Annotated in this window: 18 protein-coding genes; 13 read left to right on the top strand and 5 right to left on the bottom strand. The window is 65.4% G+C overall.

All coding sequences use genetic code 11. The features are described from left to right. Nucleotides 1-8: 8 nt before the first annotated feature. From EZM81_RS08620 to miaA, 3 genes are all read right to left on the bottom strand, one after another. Nucleotides 9-1,643 carry an ABC transporter substrate-binding protein gene (locus EZM81_RS08620; protein WP_135448650.1) on the bottom strand — a complete coding sequence of 545 codons (1,635 nt, stop codon included), beginning with the start codon at nucleotides 1,641-1,643 and terminating at the stop codon, nucleotides 9-11. A gap of 268 nt (nucleotides 1,644-1,911) precedes the next feature. Beyond that, on the bottom strand, nucleotides 1,912-2,727 hold the full coding sequence (locus EZM81_RS08615) for an AraC family transcriptional regulator (protein ID WP_136645434.1): 816 nt from the start codon (nucleotides 2,725-2,727) through the stop codon (nucleotides 1,912-1,914). Nucleotides 2,728-2,895: 168 nt separating this feature from the next. Then, nucleotides 2,896-3,762, bottom strand: coding sequence for a tRNA (adenosine(37)-N6)-dimethylallyltransferase MiaA (gene miaA, locus EZM81_RS08610; RefSeq protein WP_136645433.1), 867 nt, complete (start codon nucleotides 3,760-3,762; stop codon nucleotides 2,896-2,898). A gap of 80 nt (nucleotides 3,763-3,842) precedes the next feature. Here miaA and pyrH point away from each other — a divergent pair, with 80 nt between their 5' ends. The 12 genes from pyrH (at nucleotide 3,843) to lpxB (ending at nucleotide 15,705) form a co-directional block, all read left to right on the top strand. Further along, entirely contained in the window at nucleotides 3,843-4,574 is a 732-nt protein-coding gene (gene pyrH / locus EZM81_RS08605; protein ID WP_136645432.1) for a UMP kinase, read from the top strand. Nucleotides 4,575-4,677: 103 nt separating this feature from the next. Further along, nucleotides 4,678-5,244: a ribosome recycling factor gene (gene frr, locus EZM81_RS08600; protein WP_136645431.1), complete on the top strand. Its 567-nt coding sequence runs from the start codon at nucleotides 4,678-4,680 to the stop codon at nucleotides 5,242-5,244. 15 nt (nucleotides 5,245-5,259) lie between these two features. Then, nucleotides 5,260-5,994, top strand: a complete 735-nt coding sequence (uppS, locus tag EZM81_RS08595) for a polyprenyl diphosphate synthase (protein ID WP_371685733.1) — start codon at nucleotides 5,260-5,262, stop codon at nucleotides 5,992-5,994. After that, nucleotides 5,991-6,803 (top strand): phosphatidate cytidylyltransferase, encoded by an 813-nt coding sequence (locus EZM81_RS08590; protein WP_256371615.1) that lies wholly within the window; start codon nucleotides 5,991-5,993, stop codon nucleotides 6,801-6,803. The genes uppS and EZM81_RS08590 overlap by 4 nt, the downstream gene beginning before the upstream one ends. After that, nucleotides 6,803-7,987, top strand: coding sequence for a 1-deoxy-D-xylulose-5-phosphate reductoisomerase (gene dxr / locus EZM81_RS08585; RefSeq protein WP_136645429.1), 1,185 nt, complete (start codon nucleotides 6,803-6,805; stop codon nucleotides 7,985-7,987). The genes EZM81_RS08590 and dxr overlap by 1 nt, the downstream gene beginning before the upstream one ends. A 2-nt stretch (nucleotides 7,988-7,989) precedes the next feature. Next, nucleotides 7,990-9,315 carry an RIP metalloprotease RseP gene (gene rseP, locus EZM81_RS08580; protein ID WP_136645428.1) on the top strand — a complete coding sequence of 442 codons (1,326 nt, stop codon included), beginning with the start codon at nucleotides 7,990-7,992 and terminating at the stop codon, nucleotides 9,313-9,315. 156 nt (nucleotides 9,316-9,471) lie between these two features. Continuing rightward, the gene (gene bamA / locus EZM81_RS08575; protein ID WP_136645427.1) at nucleotides 9,472-11,832 is read left to right on the top strand and encodes an outer membrane protein assembly factor BamA; all 2,361 of its coding nucleotides are present in this window, start codon (nucleotides 9,472-9,474) and stop codon (nucleotides 11,830-11,832) included. Between the two features lie 2 nt (nucleotides 11,833-11,834). After that, nucleotides 11,835-12,377 carry an OmpH family outer membrane protein gene (locus tag EZM81_RS08570; protein ID WP_136645426.1) on the top strand — a complete coding sequence of 181 codons (543 nt, stop codon included), beginning with the start codon at nucleotides 11,835-11,837 and terminating at the stop codon, nucleotides 12,375-12,377. A 92-nt stretch (nucleotides 12,378-12,469) separates the two neighbouring features. Continuing rightward, nucleotides 12,470-12,931, top strand: coding sequence for a 3-hydroxyacyl-ACP dehydratase FabZ (fabZ, locus tag EZM81_RS08565; protein ID WP_135448630.1), 462 nt, complete (start codon nucleotides 12,470-12,472; stop codon nucleotides 12,929-12,931). Next, entirely contained in the window at nucleotides 12,928-13,734 is an 807-nt protein-coding gene (gene lpxA, locus EZM81_RS08560; protein WP_135448628.1) for an acyl-ACP--UDP-N-acetylglucosamine O-acyltransferase, read from the top strand. The genes fabZ and lpxA overlap by 4 nt, the downstream gene beginning before the upstream one ends. Continuing rightward, nucleotides 13,731-14,534: an LpxI family protein gene (locus EZM81_RS08555; RefSeq protein ID WP_256371614.1), complete on the top strand. Its 804-nt coding sequence runs from the start codon at nucleotides 13,731-13,733 to the stop codon at nucleotides 14,532-14,534. The genes lpxA and EZM81_RS08555 overlap by 4 nt, the downstream gene beginning before the upstream one ends. A 52-nt stretch (nucleotides 14,535-14,586) precedes the next feature. Further along, a complete protein-coding gene (gene lpxB, locus EZM81_RS08550; protein WP_136645539.1) occupies nucleotides 14,587-15,705 on the top strand; it encodes a lipid-A-disaccharide synthase in 1,119 nt (372 codons plus the stop codon). On the opposite strand, the gene EZM81_RS08545 is transcribed toward lpxB, so the two are convergent. Together EZM81_RS08545 and mnmA are read right to left on the bottom strand one after the other, a co-directional pair. Next, nucleotides 15,665-16,159, bottom strand: a complete 495-nt coding sequence (locus EZM81_RS08545) for a DUF2059 domain-containing protein (protein WP_136645425.1) — start codon at nucleotides 16,157-16,159, stop codon at nucleotides 15,665-15,667. The genes lpxB and EZM81_RS08545 overlap by 41 nt on opposite strands. Continuing rightward, entirely contained in the window at nucleotides 16,156-17,301 is a 1,146-nt protein-coding gene (gene mnmA, locus EZM81_RS08540; RefSeq protein WP_136645424.1) for a tRNA 2-thiouridine(34) synthase MnmA, read from the bottom strand. The genes EZM81_RS08545 and mnmA overlap by 4 nt, the downstream gene beginning before the upstream one ends. A 124-nt stretch (nucleotides 17,302-17,425) precedes the next feature. Between mnmA and EZM81_RS08535 the strand changes: the two genes are divergently transcribed. Continuing rightward, nucleotides 17,426-17,704 carry a DUF1153 domain-containing protein gene (locus EZM81_RS08535; RefSeq protein WP_135448622.1) on the top strand — a complete coding sequence of 93 codons (279 nt, stop codon included), beginning with the start codon at nucleotides 17,426-17,428 and terminating at the stop codon, nucleotides 17,702-17,704. Nucleotides 17,705-17,731: the final 27 nt, after the last annotated feature.

The raw sequence follows: 17,731 nt of genomic DNA, 5'->3' as shown, positions 1-17,731 counted from the left end.
TCACCGGATCAGGCGAGCGACCACTTGTAGTGCTGGTGCTCGTTCGAGGGGTGCCGCTCGACGTTCACGCCCGGCCGGGCATGGGCGAAGAGCGAACGCCAGTACGGCTGGATGATGTAGCCTTCGTCCTGAAGGATTGCTTCCAGCTTGGCCATCACCTCGCGGCGGGCGTCGGCATCTGCCAGGGCCAGCGCCTCGACCATGAGCGCGTCGAACTCGGGGTTCGCCATTCCCGTCTCGTTCCACGATCCTGTCGAGGTATAGGCCAGCGACATGTTCTGCACCGCCAGCGGGCGGTGGTTCCAGGTCGTCGAGGAGAAGGGATACTTCTGCCAGTCGTTCCAGAAGGTCGAGCCCGGCATGACCGTGTGCTTGACGTTCAGCCCGGCATCCTTCAGCTGCGCAACCACGGCGGCGGTGGTCGCCGCCTCGAAGCCGTCGTCAAGCGAGATGATCTCGAATTCGGCATTGGCCAGACCGGCGGCCTCGATCGCGGGTTTCAGCCCAGCGGGGTTGATCACCTGCGGCGGCAGCTTGGCATATTCCGGGTGCACAGGGCAGGCATGGTGGTTTTCCGCCGTGGTGCCCAGGTTGTTGTAGCCCAGTTCCAGGACGACCGCCGGATCGACGGCCAGCTGGATCGCCTGGCGCACGGCCTTGTCCTTGTAGAGGTCGGACGTGGCCGAGTTCATCCGCACGACGATCGTTGCAGCCGTCACCACCTCAAGCTTGTTCCAGCCCAGCGCGTCGAGCTGTTCGATGAAGTCGCCGGTGGTTTCGTAGTTGCAGTCGATCTCGTCCGAACCGGCCAGCGCGACCATGGTCGAAGGGTCGGTGCCGAAGTCGATGTAGTGGATCTCGTCCAGGGGGGCGGTGCCGCCCCACCACTGATGGTTCGGTGCGCGCACCAGCACGGCCTTCTGGCCGACCGAAACTTCCTGCGGCACATAGGGGCCGGTGCCGATCGGGTTTTCGGCCGGATCCTGCCCGTCGATGAAGCTGGAATGCACCACGGCGCAGGGATAGTCGGCGACGTTGGGCACGATCGCCACGTCGGACTGCGAAAGGTTCAGCTGAACCGTGTAATCGTCAAGCTTGACCACGGCGCCCTCGCGCAGCTGCTTGGTCTCCGGGTCGGCAAGCGCCACGAAGCGGCTGGCGGTGGCGTTGCCTTCCACAGTGCCATCGGCCCAGCGGGCAAAGTTGCGCACAACGTCGTCTGCGGTGAAATCGTCGCCGTTGTTCCATTTCACGCCCTGACGGACCTTCAGCGTGTATTGGGTTGCGTCGGCATTGGCTTCCCAGCTTTCCAGCAGGCGCCCCTCGAAGGTTCCGTCGGCGTTGTACTGGATCAGGTATTCCAGCCAGCCGCGATAGATGTTGGAAATCTGCGGCCAGTCCGCCAGGCGCGGATCCTTGGTGCCTTTGACTTCCATCGCGCAGCGGATGATGCCGCCGATCTTCGGCTCTTGCGCCTTTGCCGGAGCCGAAAGCCCGATCAGACCGTAGGCGGCGGCGGCCGACACGCCAAGCGCGGTGGAACGGGTCAGGAATTCGCGCCGGCTGATCTTGCCGGCCCTGTACTCCTCGGCATGCATCAGGGCCCCCGGGTGCAGTCCGGCCTTGGCCTTGGTCGTGGTCATTTTGTGTCTCCCTGTAAGGTCTTTTTTAGGTTCTTGTTCCGGCCGCGACGGAACCCGTTCTGCCTCTGGCGACCATCTGACGGCCACCCAGGGCAGTGCTGCGTTCCCCGCGCCCCCGTCTGCCATTGCGCAACTTTTTGCGCCGCGCGTCAACGACTGCTTTCGTCGCATTGCACAACATTTGCGACATGAATCCGTCGAAAAACATTTGCCTGCTGTCGCAATCTGACAACACATGGGACCGGTTGCACCCGGAAGGCAGGTCTGCTCAAGGCATTCGGCGGAAAGCGGTCGGCGACTTGCCCGTCAGGTGCTGGAAGGCGCGGGTGAAATAGGCCGGCGAATTGAAGCCCAACTGTTCGGCGATACGCGCCACGGGCAGCTTCGTCTCGGTCAAAAGCTTGCGTGCCTCGAAGATTCGCCGATCCTGCAGGAGCGCGATGGCGGGGCGGCCGCAGGCGATGTTGCAGCAGCGCGTAAGGTGCGTGGGCGTCACCCCCAGAGCGGCGGCAAAATCTGCCACGCCCATGCCGGTGCGGAAGTTCCGTTCCAGCAGCGCCGTGTAGCGTGCGACAAGGCGCCGGGTGGCATCAGGCCGGGCGGATTCGGGTTCGGCCTTCTTCGCCTGGCGTTCCAGCCATACGCCCAGAAGTCCGACATAGGCCTCGGCGGCACGGTCATTAGCGGGGGTATCGCTTTCCAGTTCCCGCAGGATCGAATCGAGCAGGACGTTCACCTCCTGCTGGGCGTGAACCTCGCGGATGCGCAGGTGCAGGGGCGCCTTCGGCAGGGTGACCTTCGGATCGCGCCCGAAGAAGACGGCCGTACCGAAGACCTGCGGCCCGGCCTCGAATCCGTGCATCACCCCGGCGGGGATGAAGATCGCGTTGTGCGCGGTGTATCCGCGCGTCACCCCGGAAATGGTGATGCGGCCCTGACCCTTGGTGAACCACAGCAGGCAGGGTTCGGAAAGCGAGCGCATTGCTTCGACCCGCCAGCGCCCGCCGGCGGCAAGGCGCGGGATGGCGACAAGACGCAACTGGGACACGGGGCGTTCGATCGGGACGGGCGCGGGCTTGTTCATGGCAACGGGTCCGGCGGTGGATGACCGCAAAAGTAAAGCAGCCGTGCGGGCACAACCCAAGCGAAATTCTGGGCAAGACGCTCAAGTTATCCACAGGTGTTGCAGGTTCCTGTGGGTAAGCCTGTGGATCGCCTTCAGTTCGCGTCAAGTTCGCCCCGCAACCCATGATCAGGGAAGGGAAAGAACCGTCCAGTCCTTCATGTTCGATCTGAACCATGTCCTTTGCCGCTTCGCATATTGCCGGCTGGCCAGAGCAGCAGCAGCGACGGCTTGCTCCAGCGTCAGGTGACCTTGCAGGTGCGCAATCAGCTCTGGCCCTCCGATCGCCTTCGACGACGGTCGGCGGGCATCCCAACCGGCCAGGTTCGCCCGCGCCTCTTCCAGGGCGCCGGCCGCCATCATCTGCGCAAAACGGCGGTCGATGCGGTCGTTCAACCATGTTGTTTCGGGCATCAGGACAAGGGCTTCGGCCGACCTTCGCGGCAGCAGGGGCGGTGGCGTCTCGTTCTGCCAGGAGGCCAGCCCCCGGCCTGTGGCCCGCCAGACCTCCCAGGCGCGCTGGACACGGACCCCGTTCAGCGGGTCGATCCGGGCGGCTGTTTCGGGGTCAAGCTCGGCCAGCAGCGCCGCCCGCCCCTCGGCGGCCATCCGCGCGTCGGCCTCGGCGCGTATCGCGCGCGGGATCTCGGGGATCTCGGCCAGCCCGCGGGTCAGCGCGGTGAAGTTCAGCCCCGTTCCGCCGACGATCACCACCGGTCTTGCGAGCAGCGGCTTCAGCTCGCGCAGCCAGTGGCCGACCGAATAGGGCTGATCGCGCGCAACATGGCCGTACAGCGCGTGGGGCAGGGCGCTTTCATCCGCGGGCGAGGGGCGTGCGGTCAGGATGCGCCAGTTGGCGTAGACCTGCAACGCATCGGCATTGACTATCGTTCGGCCGTCGCGCGCGGCAATTTCCATCGCCAGCGCAGACTTGCCGCTGGCGGTCGGCCCTGCGATCAGCACGGGAGCCTCGCGCGAAATCCGGTCGATCAACATCGGAACCCCGGTTGAACCCGCCGCGGTTTTGCGACATTTTGCGCGCCAGTCCAAACACAAAACGAAATGCAGGGGGCGCCATGTCCGACACAGCCGGGGCCGCGGTCAGATACAGCCGCGTGATGCTGAAGATCTCGGGCGAGGCGCTGATGGGCGACCAGGGCTATGGCCTGCATCCGCCGACGGTGAACCGGATCGCCGAAGAGGTGAAGTCGGTCCGCGACATGGGTGTGGAAATCTGCATGGTGATCGGCGGCGGCAACATCTTTCGCGGCCTGCAGGGCAGCGCTCAGGGGATGGAGCGGACGACGGCCGATTACATGGGGATGCTGGCCACGGTGATGAACGCGCTGGCCATGCAGTCGGCGCTGGAGGCGATGGGGGTCTTCACCCGCGTCATCTCGGCCATACCGATGGATCAGGTCTGCGAGCCCTACATCCGCCGCCGCGCCGTGCGGCATCTGGAAAAGAAGCGGGTGTGCATCTTCGCGGCCGGAACCGGGAACCCGTATTTTACCACGGACACGGCGGCAACGCTCAGGGCCAGCGAAATGGCCTGCCAGGCGATCTTCAAGGGCACCAAGGTCGATGGCGTTTATGACAAGGATCCGAAGAAGCACCCTGATGCACGGCGCTACGACCATGTGACCTACGACGAAGTGCTTGAGAAGCACCTGGGCGTCATGGATGCGACCGCGATCGCGCTGGCCCGCGACAATGACCTGCCGATCATCGTCTTTTCGCTGGACGAACCCGGCGGTTTCCGGGGAATTCTGGCCGGGGAGGGCACCTATACCCGCGTTCAGGGCTGAGGCCCGCCCCCGCCGCTTAGGCCTATTCCCCGGCCCGGTGGCTCTGCTATAAGCCGGAAGCCCCGATGCGCCCAGGGGGCCCACGAAGTGAAGGACATGACCTATGGCTCATGAAGAGATCGAGATCGACACCGACGACCTGCAGCGCCGGATGGATGGCGCCATGACTGCGCTGAAGCAGGAATTCGCCTCGCTGCGCACGGGTCGCGCCAGTGCCTCGATCGTCGATCCGATCCAGGTGGAAGCCTACGGTCAGATGACCCCGATCAACCAGCTTGGCACGGTGAACGTGCCCGAGCCGCGGATGGTGGTGATCAACGTCTGGGACAGGGCCCTGGTCGGCAAGGTGGAAAAGGCGATCCGCGAATCCGGGATCGGCATCAACCCGGTCACCGACGGGCCGCTGATCCGCCTGCCGATCCCGGAACTGAATGAGGAGCGCCGGCGCGAACTGTCGAAGGTCGCGGCGCAGTATGCCGAACAGGCCAAGATCGCCATCCGCAACGTCCGCCGCGACGGGATGGACCAGATCAAGAAGGCCAAGGCCCTGGGCATGAGCGAGGATGATCAGAAGATGTGGGCCGACGAGGTGCAGGAAATGACCGACCGCGCCATCGCCGCCGTAGACAAGGCGCTGGAGATCAAGCAGGCCGAAATCATGCAGGTCTGACGGAGGGACGGGCCGGTGTCGAAGGATCTGGCGGGCGAAGTCGGGCTGAGGCCGGTCAATCACCTTGCAATCATCATGGACGGCAACGGCCGCTGGGCCACTAACCGGGGCTGGCCGCGTCTTGTCGGTCATCGCCGCGGTGCGGAACGGGTGCGCGACATTGTCAAGGCTGCCCCCGACCTGGGCATCCGCTGGCTGACGCTGTACGCCTTCTCGACCGAGAACTGGAAGCGGTCGACCGAAGAAGTGCTTGGCCTGATGGCAATCTTCGCCCGCTACATCGAGCGCGAGGCCGAGCGCCTTGCCAAGGCGGGGGTCCGGGTCCGGTTCATCGGCGAACGCGGGCGCCTTGATCTGAAGCTGCAGCGCCTGATGGCCGGGATCGAGGCGCGCACGGCTGGCTGCGATCGGCTGAACCTGACCATCGCGGTCAACTACGGTGGCCGTGACGAGATTGTGCGCGCAGCGCGCAAGCTGGCCGAGCAGGTGGCGGCTGGCCTGCTGGATCCGCGCGATCTGACCGAAGGGGCCTTCGCTGGGGCGCTGGATACGGGCGGCCTGCCTGACCCCGACCTTGTGATCCGCACCAGCGGAGAGACAAGGACAAGCAATTTCCTGCCCTGGCAGGCGGCCTATGCCGAATACGAATTCACCGGCACGCTCTGGCCCGATTTCACGGCCGAGGAACTGGCCGGGATCATCGCGCGGTTCGGCAATCGCGAGCGGCGGTTCGGGGGCGTGCTGCGGTGAGTGGGGTGCCGGCGCCTTCCGGCCGATGGTCTGACCTGCGGACCCGAATCCTTTCGGCCATATTCATGGTGTCGGTCGGTGCGGTCGAGATCTGGCTGGGCGGCACTGCCTTTGCCGCTCTTGTCATCGTGCTGACGGCGCTGATGGTCTGGGAACTGGCAACCATCACGGCCCCCCTGCGACGCCGGACGCCGGTGACGCTGGCGGTGGCGACCGGTGGGGCGCTGGCGGCCGCACTGGTCCTGCGCAGCGAAGTGGCGGTGCTGTTCCTTGTGGCGCCGACGCTGATGCTGGTGCTGACCCCGCGCCGCGACCGTCGCCTTGCAGGGGGCTATGCGCTGGCGATCATGCTGGCGGGCTACGGCCTGGTCACCCTGCGCCAGGAGGCCGGAACAATCGCCATCCTGTGGCTTGTCGCGGTGGTCGTAGCCTCCGACGTTCTGGGCTATTTCGCCGGGCGTCTGCTGGGCGGGCCGAAGTTCTGGGAACGGATCAGCCCCAAGAAGACCTGGTCGGGCACGGCGGCGGGCTGGATCGGTGCCGGGCTGGTGGGGCTTGCCTTTTGGCAGGCCGGCTATGGTGGCTGGCCGCTGGTGCCCTTGTCGATGCTGGTGGCCTTTGCCGGGCAGATGGGCGACATCCTGGAAAGCTGGGTCAAGCGGCGCGCTGGGGTCAAGGATGCCTCGCGGCTGATTCCCGGACACGGCGGCGTACTGGACCGCTTTGATGCGCTGATCGGCGCCGTGGTTCTGGTGATGCTGCTGCAACTGGTCGTTCCGGTCACGCCGATGATCGGGGGGCCGGGCTGATGCGAAGCATTTCGATCTTCGGGGTCACGGGCTCGATCGGAGAGCAGACGGTGGATCTTGTCCGCCGCGCTGGCGGGGCCGAGGCCTACCGGGTGGTTGCACTGACCGGCGGGCGCAACATCGCGCGGCTGGCCGAACTGGCGCGAGAGCTGCGCGCCGAGGTCGCGGTCTGCGCCGACCCGTCGGGCCTTGCCGAACTGCGCGACAGGTTGGCAGGTTCGGGTGTGGCGGCGGCGGCCGGGGCCGAGGCGATCGCCGAAGCCGCCGACCGCCCGGCAGACTGGGTGATGAGCGCGATCGTCGGTGCGGCGGGACTGGTGCCCGGGTTCCGGGCGCTGCGTCACGGGAAAAGCCTGGCCCTCGCCAACAAGGAAAGTCTGGTGACCGCAGGGCCGTTGCTGATGGCCGAGGCAGAGGCGCGAGGCGCGCGCATCCTGCCGGTTGACAGCGAACATTCGGCGATCTTTCAGGCCCTTGCGGGCGAAGACATCGCGACGGTAGAGCGGATCATCCTGACCGCTTCGGGCGGTGCGCTGCGCGACTGGCCGTTGGAGGCCCTGGCACGCGCCACGGTGCAGGAGGCGCTGGCCCATCCCAACTGGGCCATGGGCCAGAGGATCACCATCGATTCGGCCAGCATGTTCAACAAGGCGCTCGAGGTGATCGAGACGCGCGAGTTCTTCGGGGTGGAACCCGAACGGGTCGAGGTCATCATCCACCCGGAATCGCTGATCCATTCCATGGTCGGCTTCCGTGACGGGGCCATCATGGCGCATATGGGCGCACCGGACATGCGCCATTCCATCGGCTATGCGCTGAACTGGCCGGTGCGGGCCGACCTGCCGGTCGCCCGGCTGGATCTGGCGCAGATCTCTACGCTCACCTTCCGCGCGCCCGACCTTACGCGATACCCGGCGCTGCGTCTTGCGCGTGCGGTGATGGAACGGCGCGGGCTTGCAGGCGCGGCCTTCAATGCGGCGAAGGAAGTGGCCCTTGACCATTTCCTGGCCGGTGGAATCGGCTTCATGGACATGGCCGGGGTGGTCGAGGCTTCGCTGGATGCGCTGGAGCCCGACCTTGGCCGCACAAATGCGGCACCCGCCCTTGATGATATCCTGCAGATGGACCATCTGGCACGGACGAAGGCGGATGAAATCGCGCGCCGCAGGGCGGGTTCGAGGTAGGCATGGAAATCTTCGCGGCACTCGGCGGCACCGCCTGGACGGTGTTCTTTTTCATCGTTGCGCTGTCGATCATCGTCTTCGTCCATGAATACGGCCATTACATCGTCGGCCGATGGTCGGGCATACATGCCGAGGTGTTCTCGATCGGCTTCGGTCCCGTGCTCTTCAGCCACCGCGACCGCCGCGGCACGCGCTGGCAGATTGCGGCGATTCCCTTCGGCGGCTATGTGAAGTTCCTTGGCGATGCCGACGCATCGTCGGTGCGCCCTGTGAACATGCCCGGCCTGTCGCCGGCCGAACGGCGCCACACGATGGCGGGGGCGCCGCTCTGGGCGCGGTCTGCGACCGTGGCGGCGGGACCGGTGGCGAACTTCATCCTGACCTTCGTGTTGCTTGCCGGGATCCTGATGGTTGCCGGCCTGCCGCGGGAAGAACCGACGGTGGGCGAACTGCGCGCCCTTCCCTTCGGGGGAGCGGAGCTGCAGACAGGTGACGTCATCCTTGCCATCGAGGGACAGCCGACACCGGACTTGCCCAGCCTGGGCGCGCTGGCCGGGGTTCTTCCGGACAAGCTGACGGTGACCTACACCATCCGCCGCGGAGACCGCCAGATGGACGTCGGAGGTCCGCATCCCTTCCCGGCTGTCGTGGGGCAGGTGATCATCCGGTCGGCGGCCATGGACGCCGGCCTTCAGGCCGGGGATGTGATCCTGCGGGCCGGCGGGCAGGAGGTCACCACCTTCCGCCAGCTTCCCGACATCGTCGCCCAAAGCAAGGGTGCGCCGGTGCCGCTGACCGTCTGGCGCAATGGGCAGACCTTCGAACTGACGCTGGTCCCGCGCATCCGCAGCGTGGCGGATGAAACCGGCGCCTTCGTCGAGCGCTATCAGATCGGGATTGCCTCTGGCATGGCCTTCGTTCCGGCCACGCGGTCGCCCGGCCTGATCGAATCGATGTCCCTGGCCGTGGCGCAGATGTGGGGCATGACTGTCACTACCTTTTCGGGTCTTTGGCACATCATCACCGGTGCCATAAGTTCCTGCAACTTTTCGGGTGCGATCGGTATTGCCGAGACGATGGGCGATGCGGCGCGCAACGGGACGGAAAGCTTTGTCGGCATGCTTGCCGTGCTTTCGCTGGGTATCGGCATCATCAACCTGTTTCCGATTCCGGTTCTGGATGGCGGACATCTGGTGTTTCACGCCTACGAAGCGGTCATGCGCCGCCCTCCGTCAGAGCGTGCGCTGCGCGTGCTGATGACGATCGGGCTGACCATTGTGCTGTCGCTGATGCTGTTCGCGCTAAGCCGCGATATCCTTTGCATGTAAGCCGCCGCACCGCCGCAGGGTCGGTTTTCCCTGATCCGATGGCGCGGCACAGCGGGCACAATATGTGGGAAAGTTATCCACAAGGACCGCAGGCTTTTGACAAAGCTTGCCTTTCCAGCTAGTCAGAAAAAAAACAGGAACGGGCGAGGACGCAGGATGCAAGGGACCTTCCGTACGACCAGGGAACGGTCATCCGGGACGCGTGCGCGCGCCCGTCTTCTGGCAACGGCGGTTTTTCTTGGCACCGCAATGCTTTCGGCCCCGTTCCTGATGCCGGCCTATGCTCAGGTCTTTTCCTTTTCGAACGTCGTGATCGAAGGGAACAGCCGGGTAGATGCCGCCACGATCCTCAACTATGCCGGAATCAGGCGTGGCGAACAGGTGTCGGCTTCCGCGCTGAACGATGCCTATCAGCGCATCGTGAACTCCGGCCTGTTCGAAACGGTCGAGCTGATCCCCCAGGGCTCCACCTTGCTGATCCGGGTCGTCGAATACCCGATCATCAACGTGATCAGCATCGAGGGGAACCGCCGCCTGAAGGACGAACGTCTTGCCGAGGTTATCAAGTCGCAACCTCGTCGTGTCTATTCCCCCAGCCAGGCCGAGGCCGATGCCGCAGCCATCGCGGAAGCCTATCGCGCAGCGGGGCGCCTGGCCGCCAGCGTGACGCCCAAGATCATCCGCCGCTCGGAAAACCGCGTGGATCTGGTCTTCGAGATCACCGAAGGCCGTGTGGTCGAGAACGAGCGGATCGATTTCGTCGGGAACCGTGCCTTCTCGGATCGGCGCTTGCGCCAGGTGTTGCAGACCAAGCAGGCGGGGCTTCTGCGTACCTTCATCCAGCGCGACAGTTTCGTGGCCGAGCGGCTGGAACTGGACAAGCGCCTGCTGACAGAATTCTACCTGTCGCGTGGGTTCATCGACTTTCAGATCCTGGACGCCAGCGCCGAACTGACGCGTGAACGGGATGCGACCTTCATCACCTTTACCGTGCGTGAAGGGTTGCCGCATACCATCGGCAAGGTCACCGTCGTATCCGAGGTTGAGGGGTTGGATGCGGCCGAATTTCAGGCGGTCACGCGGATCCGCACCGGGCAGACCTACAGCCCGCTGCTGATCGATAACAACGTGACGCGGATGGAAACGCTGGCGCTGAAGAAAGGCCTCAATTTCATCCGTGTCGAACCGCGGATCACCCGTGACCAGCGCGGCCAGGCAGTTGACGTCGAATTCGCCATCGTTCGCGGCCAGCGTATTTTTGTCGAACGCATCGACATCGAAGGCAACCAGACCACGCTGGACGAGGTCATCCGCCGTCAGTTCCGCACCGTTGAGGGCGACCCCTTCAACCCGCGCGAGATCCGGCAGTCGGCCGAACGGATTCGCGCTCTGGGCTTCTTCTCGGACGCACAGGTGAACACCGAGCAGGGGTCCGGCCCGGATCAGGTGGTGGTGAATGTCGATGTCGAGGAACAGCCGACCGGCTCGCTCAGCTTCGGGGTCAGCTATTCGGTGGCCAACGGTACGGGGTTCAACATTGGGTTCTCGGAAACGAACTTCCTGGGCCGCGGCCAGCGCCTGTCGCTTAGCCTGAGTTCGGGGACGGACAATCAGAATTCAAGCTTCAGCTTCACCGAGCCTGCCTTCCTGGGGCGCGACCTCAGCTTCAGCCTGGGTGCCTATTACCGCACCTCGACCAGCGATTTCGCGGTCTACGATACGCGCAACATCGGCTTGACTGCCGGGCTTGGCTTCCCGATCGGGGAACAGTCTAGGCTGAACCTTCGCATGCGCTATTCGGATGACCTGCTGGAGAACTACACCGGCGATTCGCCGATCATCCAGAGTGAAGTTGACCTTGGCGCGCTGCGCACGCTGTCGCTGGGTTACAATTACGAGTATGACACTCGGATTACTGGCCTGAATCCGAAGGGTGGGGTTCTGCTGCGCTTTGGCCAAGATTTTGCGGGTCTTGCGGGCGATACAGAATATATCGAGACGACCGCGCTGGCCTTGGCCGAGACCAAGGTCTGGAACGAGGAAGTGACGATCCGTGCCGTGTTCGAGGGCGGGGCCATCACGACACTGGGTGACGGCACCAGCCGCGTGACTGAACGCTACTTCGGTGGCGGCAAGATCAGGGGCTTCGAACCCAAGGGGATCGGTCCGCGCGACCTTGGGGCTGACGATCAGGATGCCTTGGGCGGCAACATGTTCGCTGTGGCGCGCTTCGAGGCCGAATTCCCCCTTGGCCTGCCCGAGGAATATGGCATCACCGGCGGCGCCTTCTTCGATGTCGGTTCGGTCTGGAGCCTCGACAACGTGAACGGCACTCCTTCGCCTGACCAACCGGGTGGCATCGTCGATGACAGCTTCAATCCGCGGGCGGTGGTCGGCCTTTCGGTGTTCTGGACAACGCCGATCGGTCCGCTGCGGTTCAACTTCAGCAAGGCGCTGAAGAAGGAAGACTACGACAGGGAACAGACCTTCGACCTGACGATCTCGACGAGGTTCTGACGATGCGGGCGTGGCGCGCCCTGTGCGCCGTTGTCGTCCTGCTTTTCCTTGGCCAGCCTGTGCCTGCACAAGATGCGCCGATTCCGGGCGGCATCATCCTGACGCTGGATCAGGACCGGCTTTTCCTGGATTCGGCCTATGGCAAGGCAAGTGTCGAACGCGAACGCGCCGCCACCAAGGCGCTGGAAGCAGAGAACGCACGGATCGAGGCCGAACTTGTCGCCGAAGAGCAGGAACTGACCCGCAAGCGCGGCACCTTGCCTGCCGAGGAATTCTCGGCCCTCGCGGCCGAGTTCGATGCGAAGGTCGAACGCATCCGCGCCGAGCAGGATGAAAAGTCCCGCGATCTCGTTCGCGCCCGCGAGGCTGATCGTCAGGCGTTCCTGCGGGCGGCCATTCCCGCCCTGGCCGAGCTGATGGGCGAACTTGGCGCGGTGGCGATCCTGGACAAGAGTCAGGTGTTCCTGTCGCTGTCCGCAATCGACGTCACCGACGAGGCGATCGTGAAGGTCGATGCCGTGCTGCCGGCAGAGACCGCGCCCTGAACCGGCGGAAAACTTGTCACTTGCGACGCGAGTTGGTAGCTACGGCGAAAAGGCCGGGGACGACGGTCGCAAGGCAACGCAAGGGGACCAGTATGGATGCAGCCGCTACGACAACAGCCGATCTGGAGCTGATCCAGCGGATCATCCCGCATCGCTATCCCTTTCTGCTGATCGACAAGGTACGCGACATCGTGCTGAACGAAAGCTGCGTCGGCATAAAGTGCGTCACCCTGAACGAGCCGCAGTTCCAGGGCCACTTTCCGGGCATGCCCATCTTTCCCGGCGTGATGATCATCGAGGCTATGGCGCAGACGTCCGGCGTTCTGGTCGGGCTGTCGATGAACCTGGTGGACAAGGCGGCCAAGGTCTTCTTCATGGGCGTCGATGGTGTGAAGTTCCGCCGCAAGGTGGTGCCGGGCGACGTGATGGAGCTGCATGTGAAGGCGCTGCGCGGCGGTGGCCGCGTCTGGAAATTCGAAGGCAAGGCCTATGTCGAGGGCGAGCTGGCCTGCGAAGCGACCTTCATGGCGATGTTTGACGTTCCGAAAGAATGACCGTTCACCCCACAGCCCGCATCCACGCCTCGGCCGTGGTCGAGCCCGGCGCGGTGATCGGCGAGGGTTGCGAGATCGGCCCCTTTGCGGTGATCGGCCCCGAGGTGACGCTTGGCGCGCGCGTCACGGTCAAGAGCCACGCCGTCCTTACCGGCTGGACCGATATCGGCGAGGACAGCACGATCTTTCCCTTCGCCACGGTCGGCGAGGTGCCGCAGGACCTGAAATACCGTGGCGAACGTACGCGGCTGATCGTGGGCCGGCGCTGCCGGATCCGTGAGGGGGCAACGCTGAACACCGGGACCGAAGGTGGTGGCGGGGTGACGCGCGTCGGCGATGACGTGCTGATCATGACCGGCGCCCACGTCGGGCACGACGCCCAGATCGGCAACCGGGTGATCCTGGTGAATCATGTGGCGATCGCCGGCCATGTGGTGCTGGGTGACGATGTGATAGTCGGCGGGCTGTCCGGCATACACCAGTGGGTCCGGGTCGGGCAGGGTGCGATCATCGGGGCGGTGACGATGGTCACCAATGACGTCATACCCTACGGTCTGGTTCAGGCGCCGCGCGGCGAACTTGACGGGCTGAACCTGGTCGGGCTGAAGCGGCGCGGTGTGGACCGCTCCGAGATCACCGCGTTGCGCGCCGCCTATCAGACGCTGGCGCAGGAAGAGGGCAGCTTCCAGGACCGCGCCCGCAAGCTGGCCGAAGAGAGCGACAGCCCGCTTGTCCGTGAAATCGCCGACTTCATCCTGTCGAAGTCCGACCGCAGCTTCCTGACCCCGAAGGGCGGGCGGTGAGGACGGCGCTGATCGCGGGGCGCGGGCGCCTGCCGGCGGCGCTGGCGCAGGCGATGGCGGAACCACCTTTCGTCGCCGCGCCCGAGGGTTTCGTGCCCGCGGGTCTGGCAGTCGATCTGACCTTCCGCCTGGAGCGTCTGGTGCCTTTCCTGCGCGCGTTGGCCGATGCGGGCGTCAGCCGCGTGGTCCTGGCCGGCGCGGTCCAGCGCCCGCGTCTGGACCCTGCGCTGCTTGATCCGGCCACGGCCGAACTGCTGCCGCGGCTGATGCAGGCGATGCAGGCCGGCGACGACGCGACGCTGCGGGCGGTGCTGGAGATCTTCGACGAGTTCGGGTTTGCAGTGGCCGGGGTGGAAGAGGTGGCGCCGACGCTGTTGCCGGGCCCGGGGGTGCTTGCAGGAACCGTGACCCCGCGTGACGAGGCCGATGCAGCCCGCGCGGCAGAGATCGTGGCGGCCCTTGGCGCGGTTGATGTGGGACAAGGCGCGGTGGTGGCCCAGGGCCTGTGCCTGGCGGTCGAGGCTTTGCCGGGAACCGATGCCATGCTGGCCGAGGTCGCGCGGATCGGGGCCTTGCGGCCAGATCCGGCGCGGGGGCGGGGCGTGTTCTACAAGGCGGCGAAACCGGGGCAGGACCGGCGGATCGACTTGCCCACGATCGGCCCCGACACGCTGCGGGCCGTTGCGGCGGCCGGGCTGGGCGGCGTGGCCTTTCAGGCGGGCTCGGTGATCTGCCTGGATCATGCGGAGATGCGGCTTCTGGCCGGGGAGCTGGGCCTGTTCCTGTGGGCGCGCGCATGATGCGGGGCGGGAAGGCGCGAAGAGTGAACGAAGTCCAACGATGAGCAGCCCGCTGAAGCTGTTCCTGATCGCGGGCGAACCTTCGGGCGACCGTCTGGGCGCGGCGCTGATGGCGGGGCTCAAGTCACTTGCGCCGGTGGAGTTCTCCGGGGTCGGTGGGCCGCTGATGCAGGCAGAGGGGATGCAAAGCCTGTTCCCGATGGAAGAGCTGTCGGTGATGGGCATCGCCGAGGTTCTGCCGAAATACCTGCACCTGAAACGCCGCATCCGCGAGGCAGCCCAGGCGGTGCTTTCCAGCGGGGCGGATGCGCTGGTCACCATCGACAGCCCGGATTTCTGCCTGCGCGTGGCGAAGATGGTCAAGACTGCACGCCCGGGCTTGCGCACCATCCACTATGTCGCGCCCTCGGTCTGGGCCTGGCGGCCGGGCCGGGCGCGGAAGATGGCGCGGGTGATCGACCATGTGCTGGCGCTTCTGCCCTTCGAGCCGCCCTACATGACCGCCGCCGGCATGACATGCGATTTCGTCGGCCACCCGGTGGTGGCCGAGCCGCTTGCCTCAGAGGCCGAACGCGCCGCCTTTGCGGGCGAGGGGCCGCTTCTTCTGGCCCTGCCGGGCTCTCGGAGGGGAGAGGTCGCGCGACTGGCGCCCGTCTTCGGCGAGGTCGTCGGGCGGCTGAAGGCGGCCCATCCGGCGCTGCGTGTCGTTCTGCCCACGGTGCGCGGTGTGGCGCCTTTGGTCAGGGATCTGACGGCGGGCTGGCCGGTCGTGCCCGAGATCATAGAGGATCCGGCTGCCAAGCGTGGCGCCTTTGCCGCAGCTGATGTGGCACTGGCGGCCTCGGGGACGGTGTCGCTGGAACTGGCTGCCAATGGCTGCCCCATGGTCATCGCCTATGACATGCATCCGCTGACGCTGTGGCTGATGCGGCGGGCGGCGCTGATCGACACGGTCACGCTGGTCAACCTGGTCAGCGAGACACGGGCGGTGCCCGAATTCATCGGGCCGGACTGCCGGGCCGACAGAATTGCCCCGGCGCTGAAGGCGGTCCTGGCTGACCCGGCATCACAAAAGGCGGCGATGGCCCTGACGATGGAGCGGCTGGGGCGCGGGGGCGAGGCACCCGGCCTCAGGGCTGCGCGGTCGGTGCTGGCGGCGCTTCGTCGTTGATGATCGCCAGAACCTGCGGCATCACCGCGCCGGTCCTGTCGTTGATCAACGCGATCACCCCCGGCTCTTGCGCAGCGGTCAGCTGCGGCAGCTTTGCCATGGCCGAGCGCCCCTCTGGCGTGGCGTAGAAGTCGCGCAGCGCGGTGATTTCGCCAAGGGTCATGATGTCGGCCATGATTTCGGCCTGATCGCGCATCAGCGCCATCATCGGGTCGGTGAACGTGTCCAGATACAGGGCCCGGATCGCCGCCACCTGTTCGTCGCTGAGCGTCTGCCCGGCGGCGGCGACCTGTTGCAGAATCGGCTGATACATCGTCTCGATCACCGCTGCCATGTCGAAACCCTGAAGCGCCAGATCGACATAGTCGCGCGCGACGGCCACCCGGGCGTCGCGCGTTTCGGCAGGGGCGGGCAGCGGCATGGCCAGAAGTGCGGCCAGGATCAGCAGTCTCACCGGGCCTGCCCTTTCCAGATCCAGCCCCCGCCGAAGATGCGGCTGCCTTCGAGGGCGTAGAACACGCAGGCCTGACCGGGGCTTACGCCGTCCTCGGGCGACAGCAGTTCCACCTCGGCGGTCGTGAGGCCGGTCGGACGGATGATGGCCTCGCTTGGCGGGCGGGTCGATCGGACCTTGACCTTCAGCTGCCATTCGGCGCGGCTGTCGAAAGGCGCATCGCCCAGCCAGTTGATTTCCCGGACGGGAATGATCCGGGTGGACAGCGCCGACTTGGGCCCGACGATCACGCGCCGCGTTTCGGGGTCGAGCTTCACCACATACAGCGGCTCGCCCAGACCGCCGATGCCCAGACCCTTGCGCTGGCCGATCGTGTAATGGATCACGCCGCGGTGCTGACCCAGCACATTGCCGTCGAGGTTCACGATCTCGCCCGGGTCGGCGGCGCCGGGGCGCAGCTTCTCGATCACCGCGGCATAGTTGCCGTTCGGCACGAAGCAGATGTCCTGGCTGTCGGGCTTGTCCGCGACCGGCAGCCCGTATTTTGCCGCCAGCGCCCGGGTCTCGGCCTTGGATTTCAGGTGGCCCAGCGGAAAGCGCAGATAGGCCAGCTGTTCCGGCGTGGTCGAGAACAGGAAATAGCTTTGGTCCCGCGCCGGGTCGGCCGCCTGGTGAAGTTCGGGACCATGATCGCCCAGCTTGCGCTGGATGTAATGGCCGGTTGCCATGCAGTCGGCATCCAGATCCTTCGCCGTGGCCAGAAGATCCTTGAACTTCACCCGCTCGTTGCAGCGAATGCAGGGCACGGGGGTTGCGCCCGCCAGGTAGGCATCGGCGAATTCCTCGATCACCGCCTCGCGGAAGGTGTTCTCGTAGTCGAGGACATAGTGCGGAAACCCCATCGTCTCGGCCACGCGGCGCGCATCGTGGATGTCGCGGCCCGCGCAGCAGGCCCCTTTCTTCGCCAAGGCGGCCCCGTGATCGTAAAGCTGCAGTGTCACGCCGACGACATCATAGCCTTCTTCGGCCAACATGGCGGCGACGACGCTGGAATCGACGCCGCCCGACATGGCGACGACGACCCGCGTTTCGGACGGGGGCTTCGGCAGGCCGAGAGAATTGAGCGCCAGGTCGCGCGGCATGGGACAAATCCGGGGTCAGGGAATGTCAGGCAATATATGAAAATGCTCTGCACTCTCAATCCCCAGTTTCAGCATTGATTAAGCCTGTTCCGGCATCCTTCCTGTGCACGAAGGGGGATTGCCGATGTTTCTGAAACGTGTCGATGGTCCGCGGCAGGTCACCTTGCCTGACGGCAGCATCCTGACCCGGGCCGACCTGCCGCCTGCGGATACCCGGCGCTGGGTCGCCAGTCGCAAGGCGGTTGTGGTAAAGGCGGTGGTCCACGGTCTGCTTCCCCTGTCCGAGGCGCTGGAACGTTACGCCCTGTCCGAGGAAGAGTTCGCGCTATGGCGCGCGGCGGTCGAACGGCATGGCGACGCGGGGCTGAAGGTCACGTCGATCCAGAAATACAAACAACTTTAGATTGTTTTCTGCTCGCGCTCTGGCAAA

The organism is Tabrizicola sp. YIM 78059 (genome assembly GCF_004959785.1).
Classification (GTDB): Bacteria; Pseudomonadota; Alphaproteobacteria; order Rhodobacterales; family Rhodobacteraceae; genus Tabrizicola; species Tabrizicola caldifontis.
Note: the sequence above shows the minus strand (reverse complement) of the source record. Positions and strands in the feature narration are given on the sequence as shown.

Excerpts from the sequence above, each read along its gene's own strand:
- dxr (WP_136645429.1), top strand. The coding sequence starts at position 6,803 with ATGCGAAGCATTTCGATCTTCGGGGTCACGGGCTCGATCGGAGAGCAG.
- miaA (WP_136645433.1), bottom strand. The coding sequence starts at position 3,762 with ATGTTGATCGACCGGATTTCGCGCGAGGCTCCCGTGCTGATCGCAGGG.
- pyrH (WP_136645432.1), top strand. The coding sequence starts at position 3,843 with ATGTCCGACACAGCCGGGGCCGCGGTCAGATACAGCCGCGTGATGCTG.
- EZM81_RS08615 (WP_136645434.1), bottom strand. The coding sequence starts at position 2,727 with ATGAACAAGCCCGCGCCCGTCCCGATCGAACGCCCCGTGTCCCAGTTG.
- mnmA (WP_136645424.1), bottom strand. The coding sequence starts at position 17,301 with ATGCCGCGCGACCTGGCGCTCAATTCTCTCGGCCTGCCGAAGCCCCCG.
- lpxA (WP_135448628.1), top strand. The coding sequence starts at position 12,928 with ATGACCGTTCACCCCACAGCCCGCATCCACGCCTCGGCCGTGGTCGAG.
- rseP (WP_136645428.1), top strand. The coding sequence starts at position 7,990 with ATGGAAATCTTCGCGGCACTCGGCGGCACCGCCTGGACGGTGTTCTTT.
- frr (WP_136645431.1), top strand. The coding sequence starts at position 4,678 with ATGGCTCATGAAGAGATCGAGATCGACACCGACGACCTGCAGCGCCGG.
- EZM81_RS08535 (WP_135448622.1), top strand. The coding sequence starts at position 17,426 with ATGTTTCTGAAACGTGTCGATGGTCCGCGGCAGGTCACCTTGCCTGAC.
- EZM81_RS08570 (WP_136645426.1), top strand. The coding sequence starts at position 11,835 with ATGCGGGCGTGGCGCGCCCTGTGCGCCGTTGTCGTCCTGCTTTTCCTT.
- EZM81_RS08620 (WP_135448650.1), bottom strand. The coding sequence starts at position 1,643 with ATGACCACGACCAAGGCCAAGGCCGGACTGCACCCGGGGGCCCTGATG.
- bamA (WP_136645427.1), top strand. The coding sequence starts at position 9,472 with ATGCAAGGGACCTTCCGTACGACCAGGGAACGGTCATCCGGGACGCGT.
- fabZ (WP_135448630.1), top strand. The coding sequence starts at position 12,470 with ATGGATGCAGCCGCTACGACAACAGCCGATCTGGAGCTGATCCAGCGG.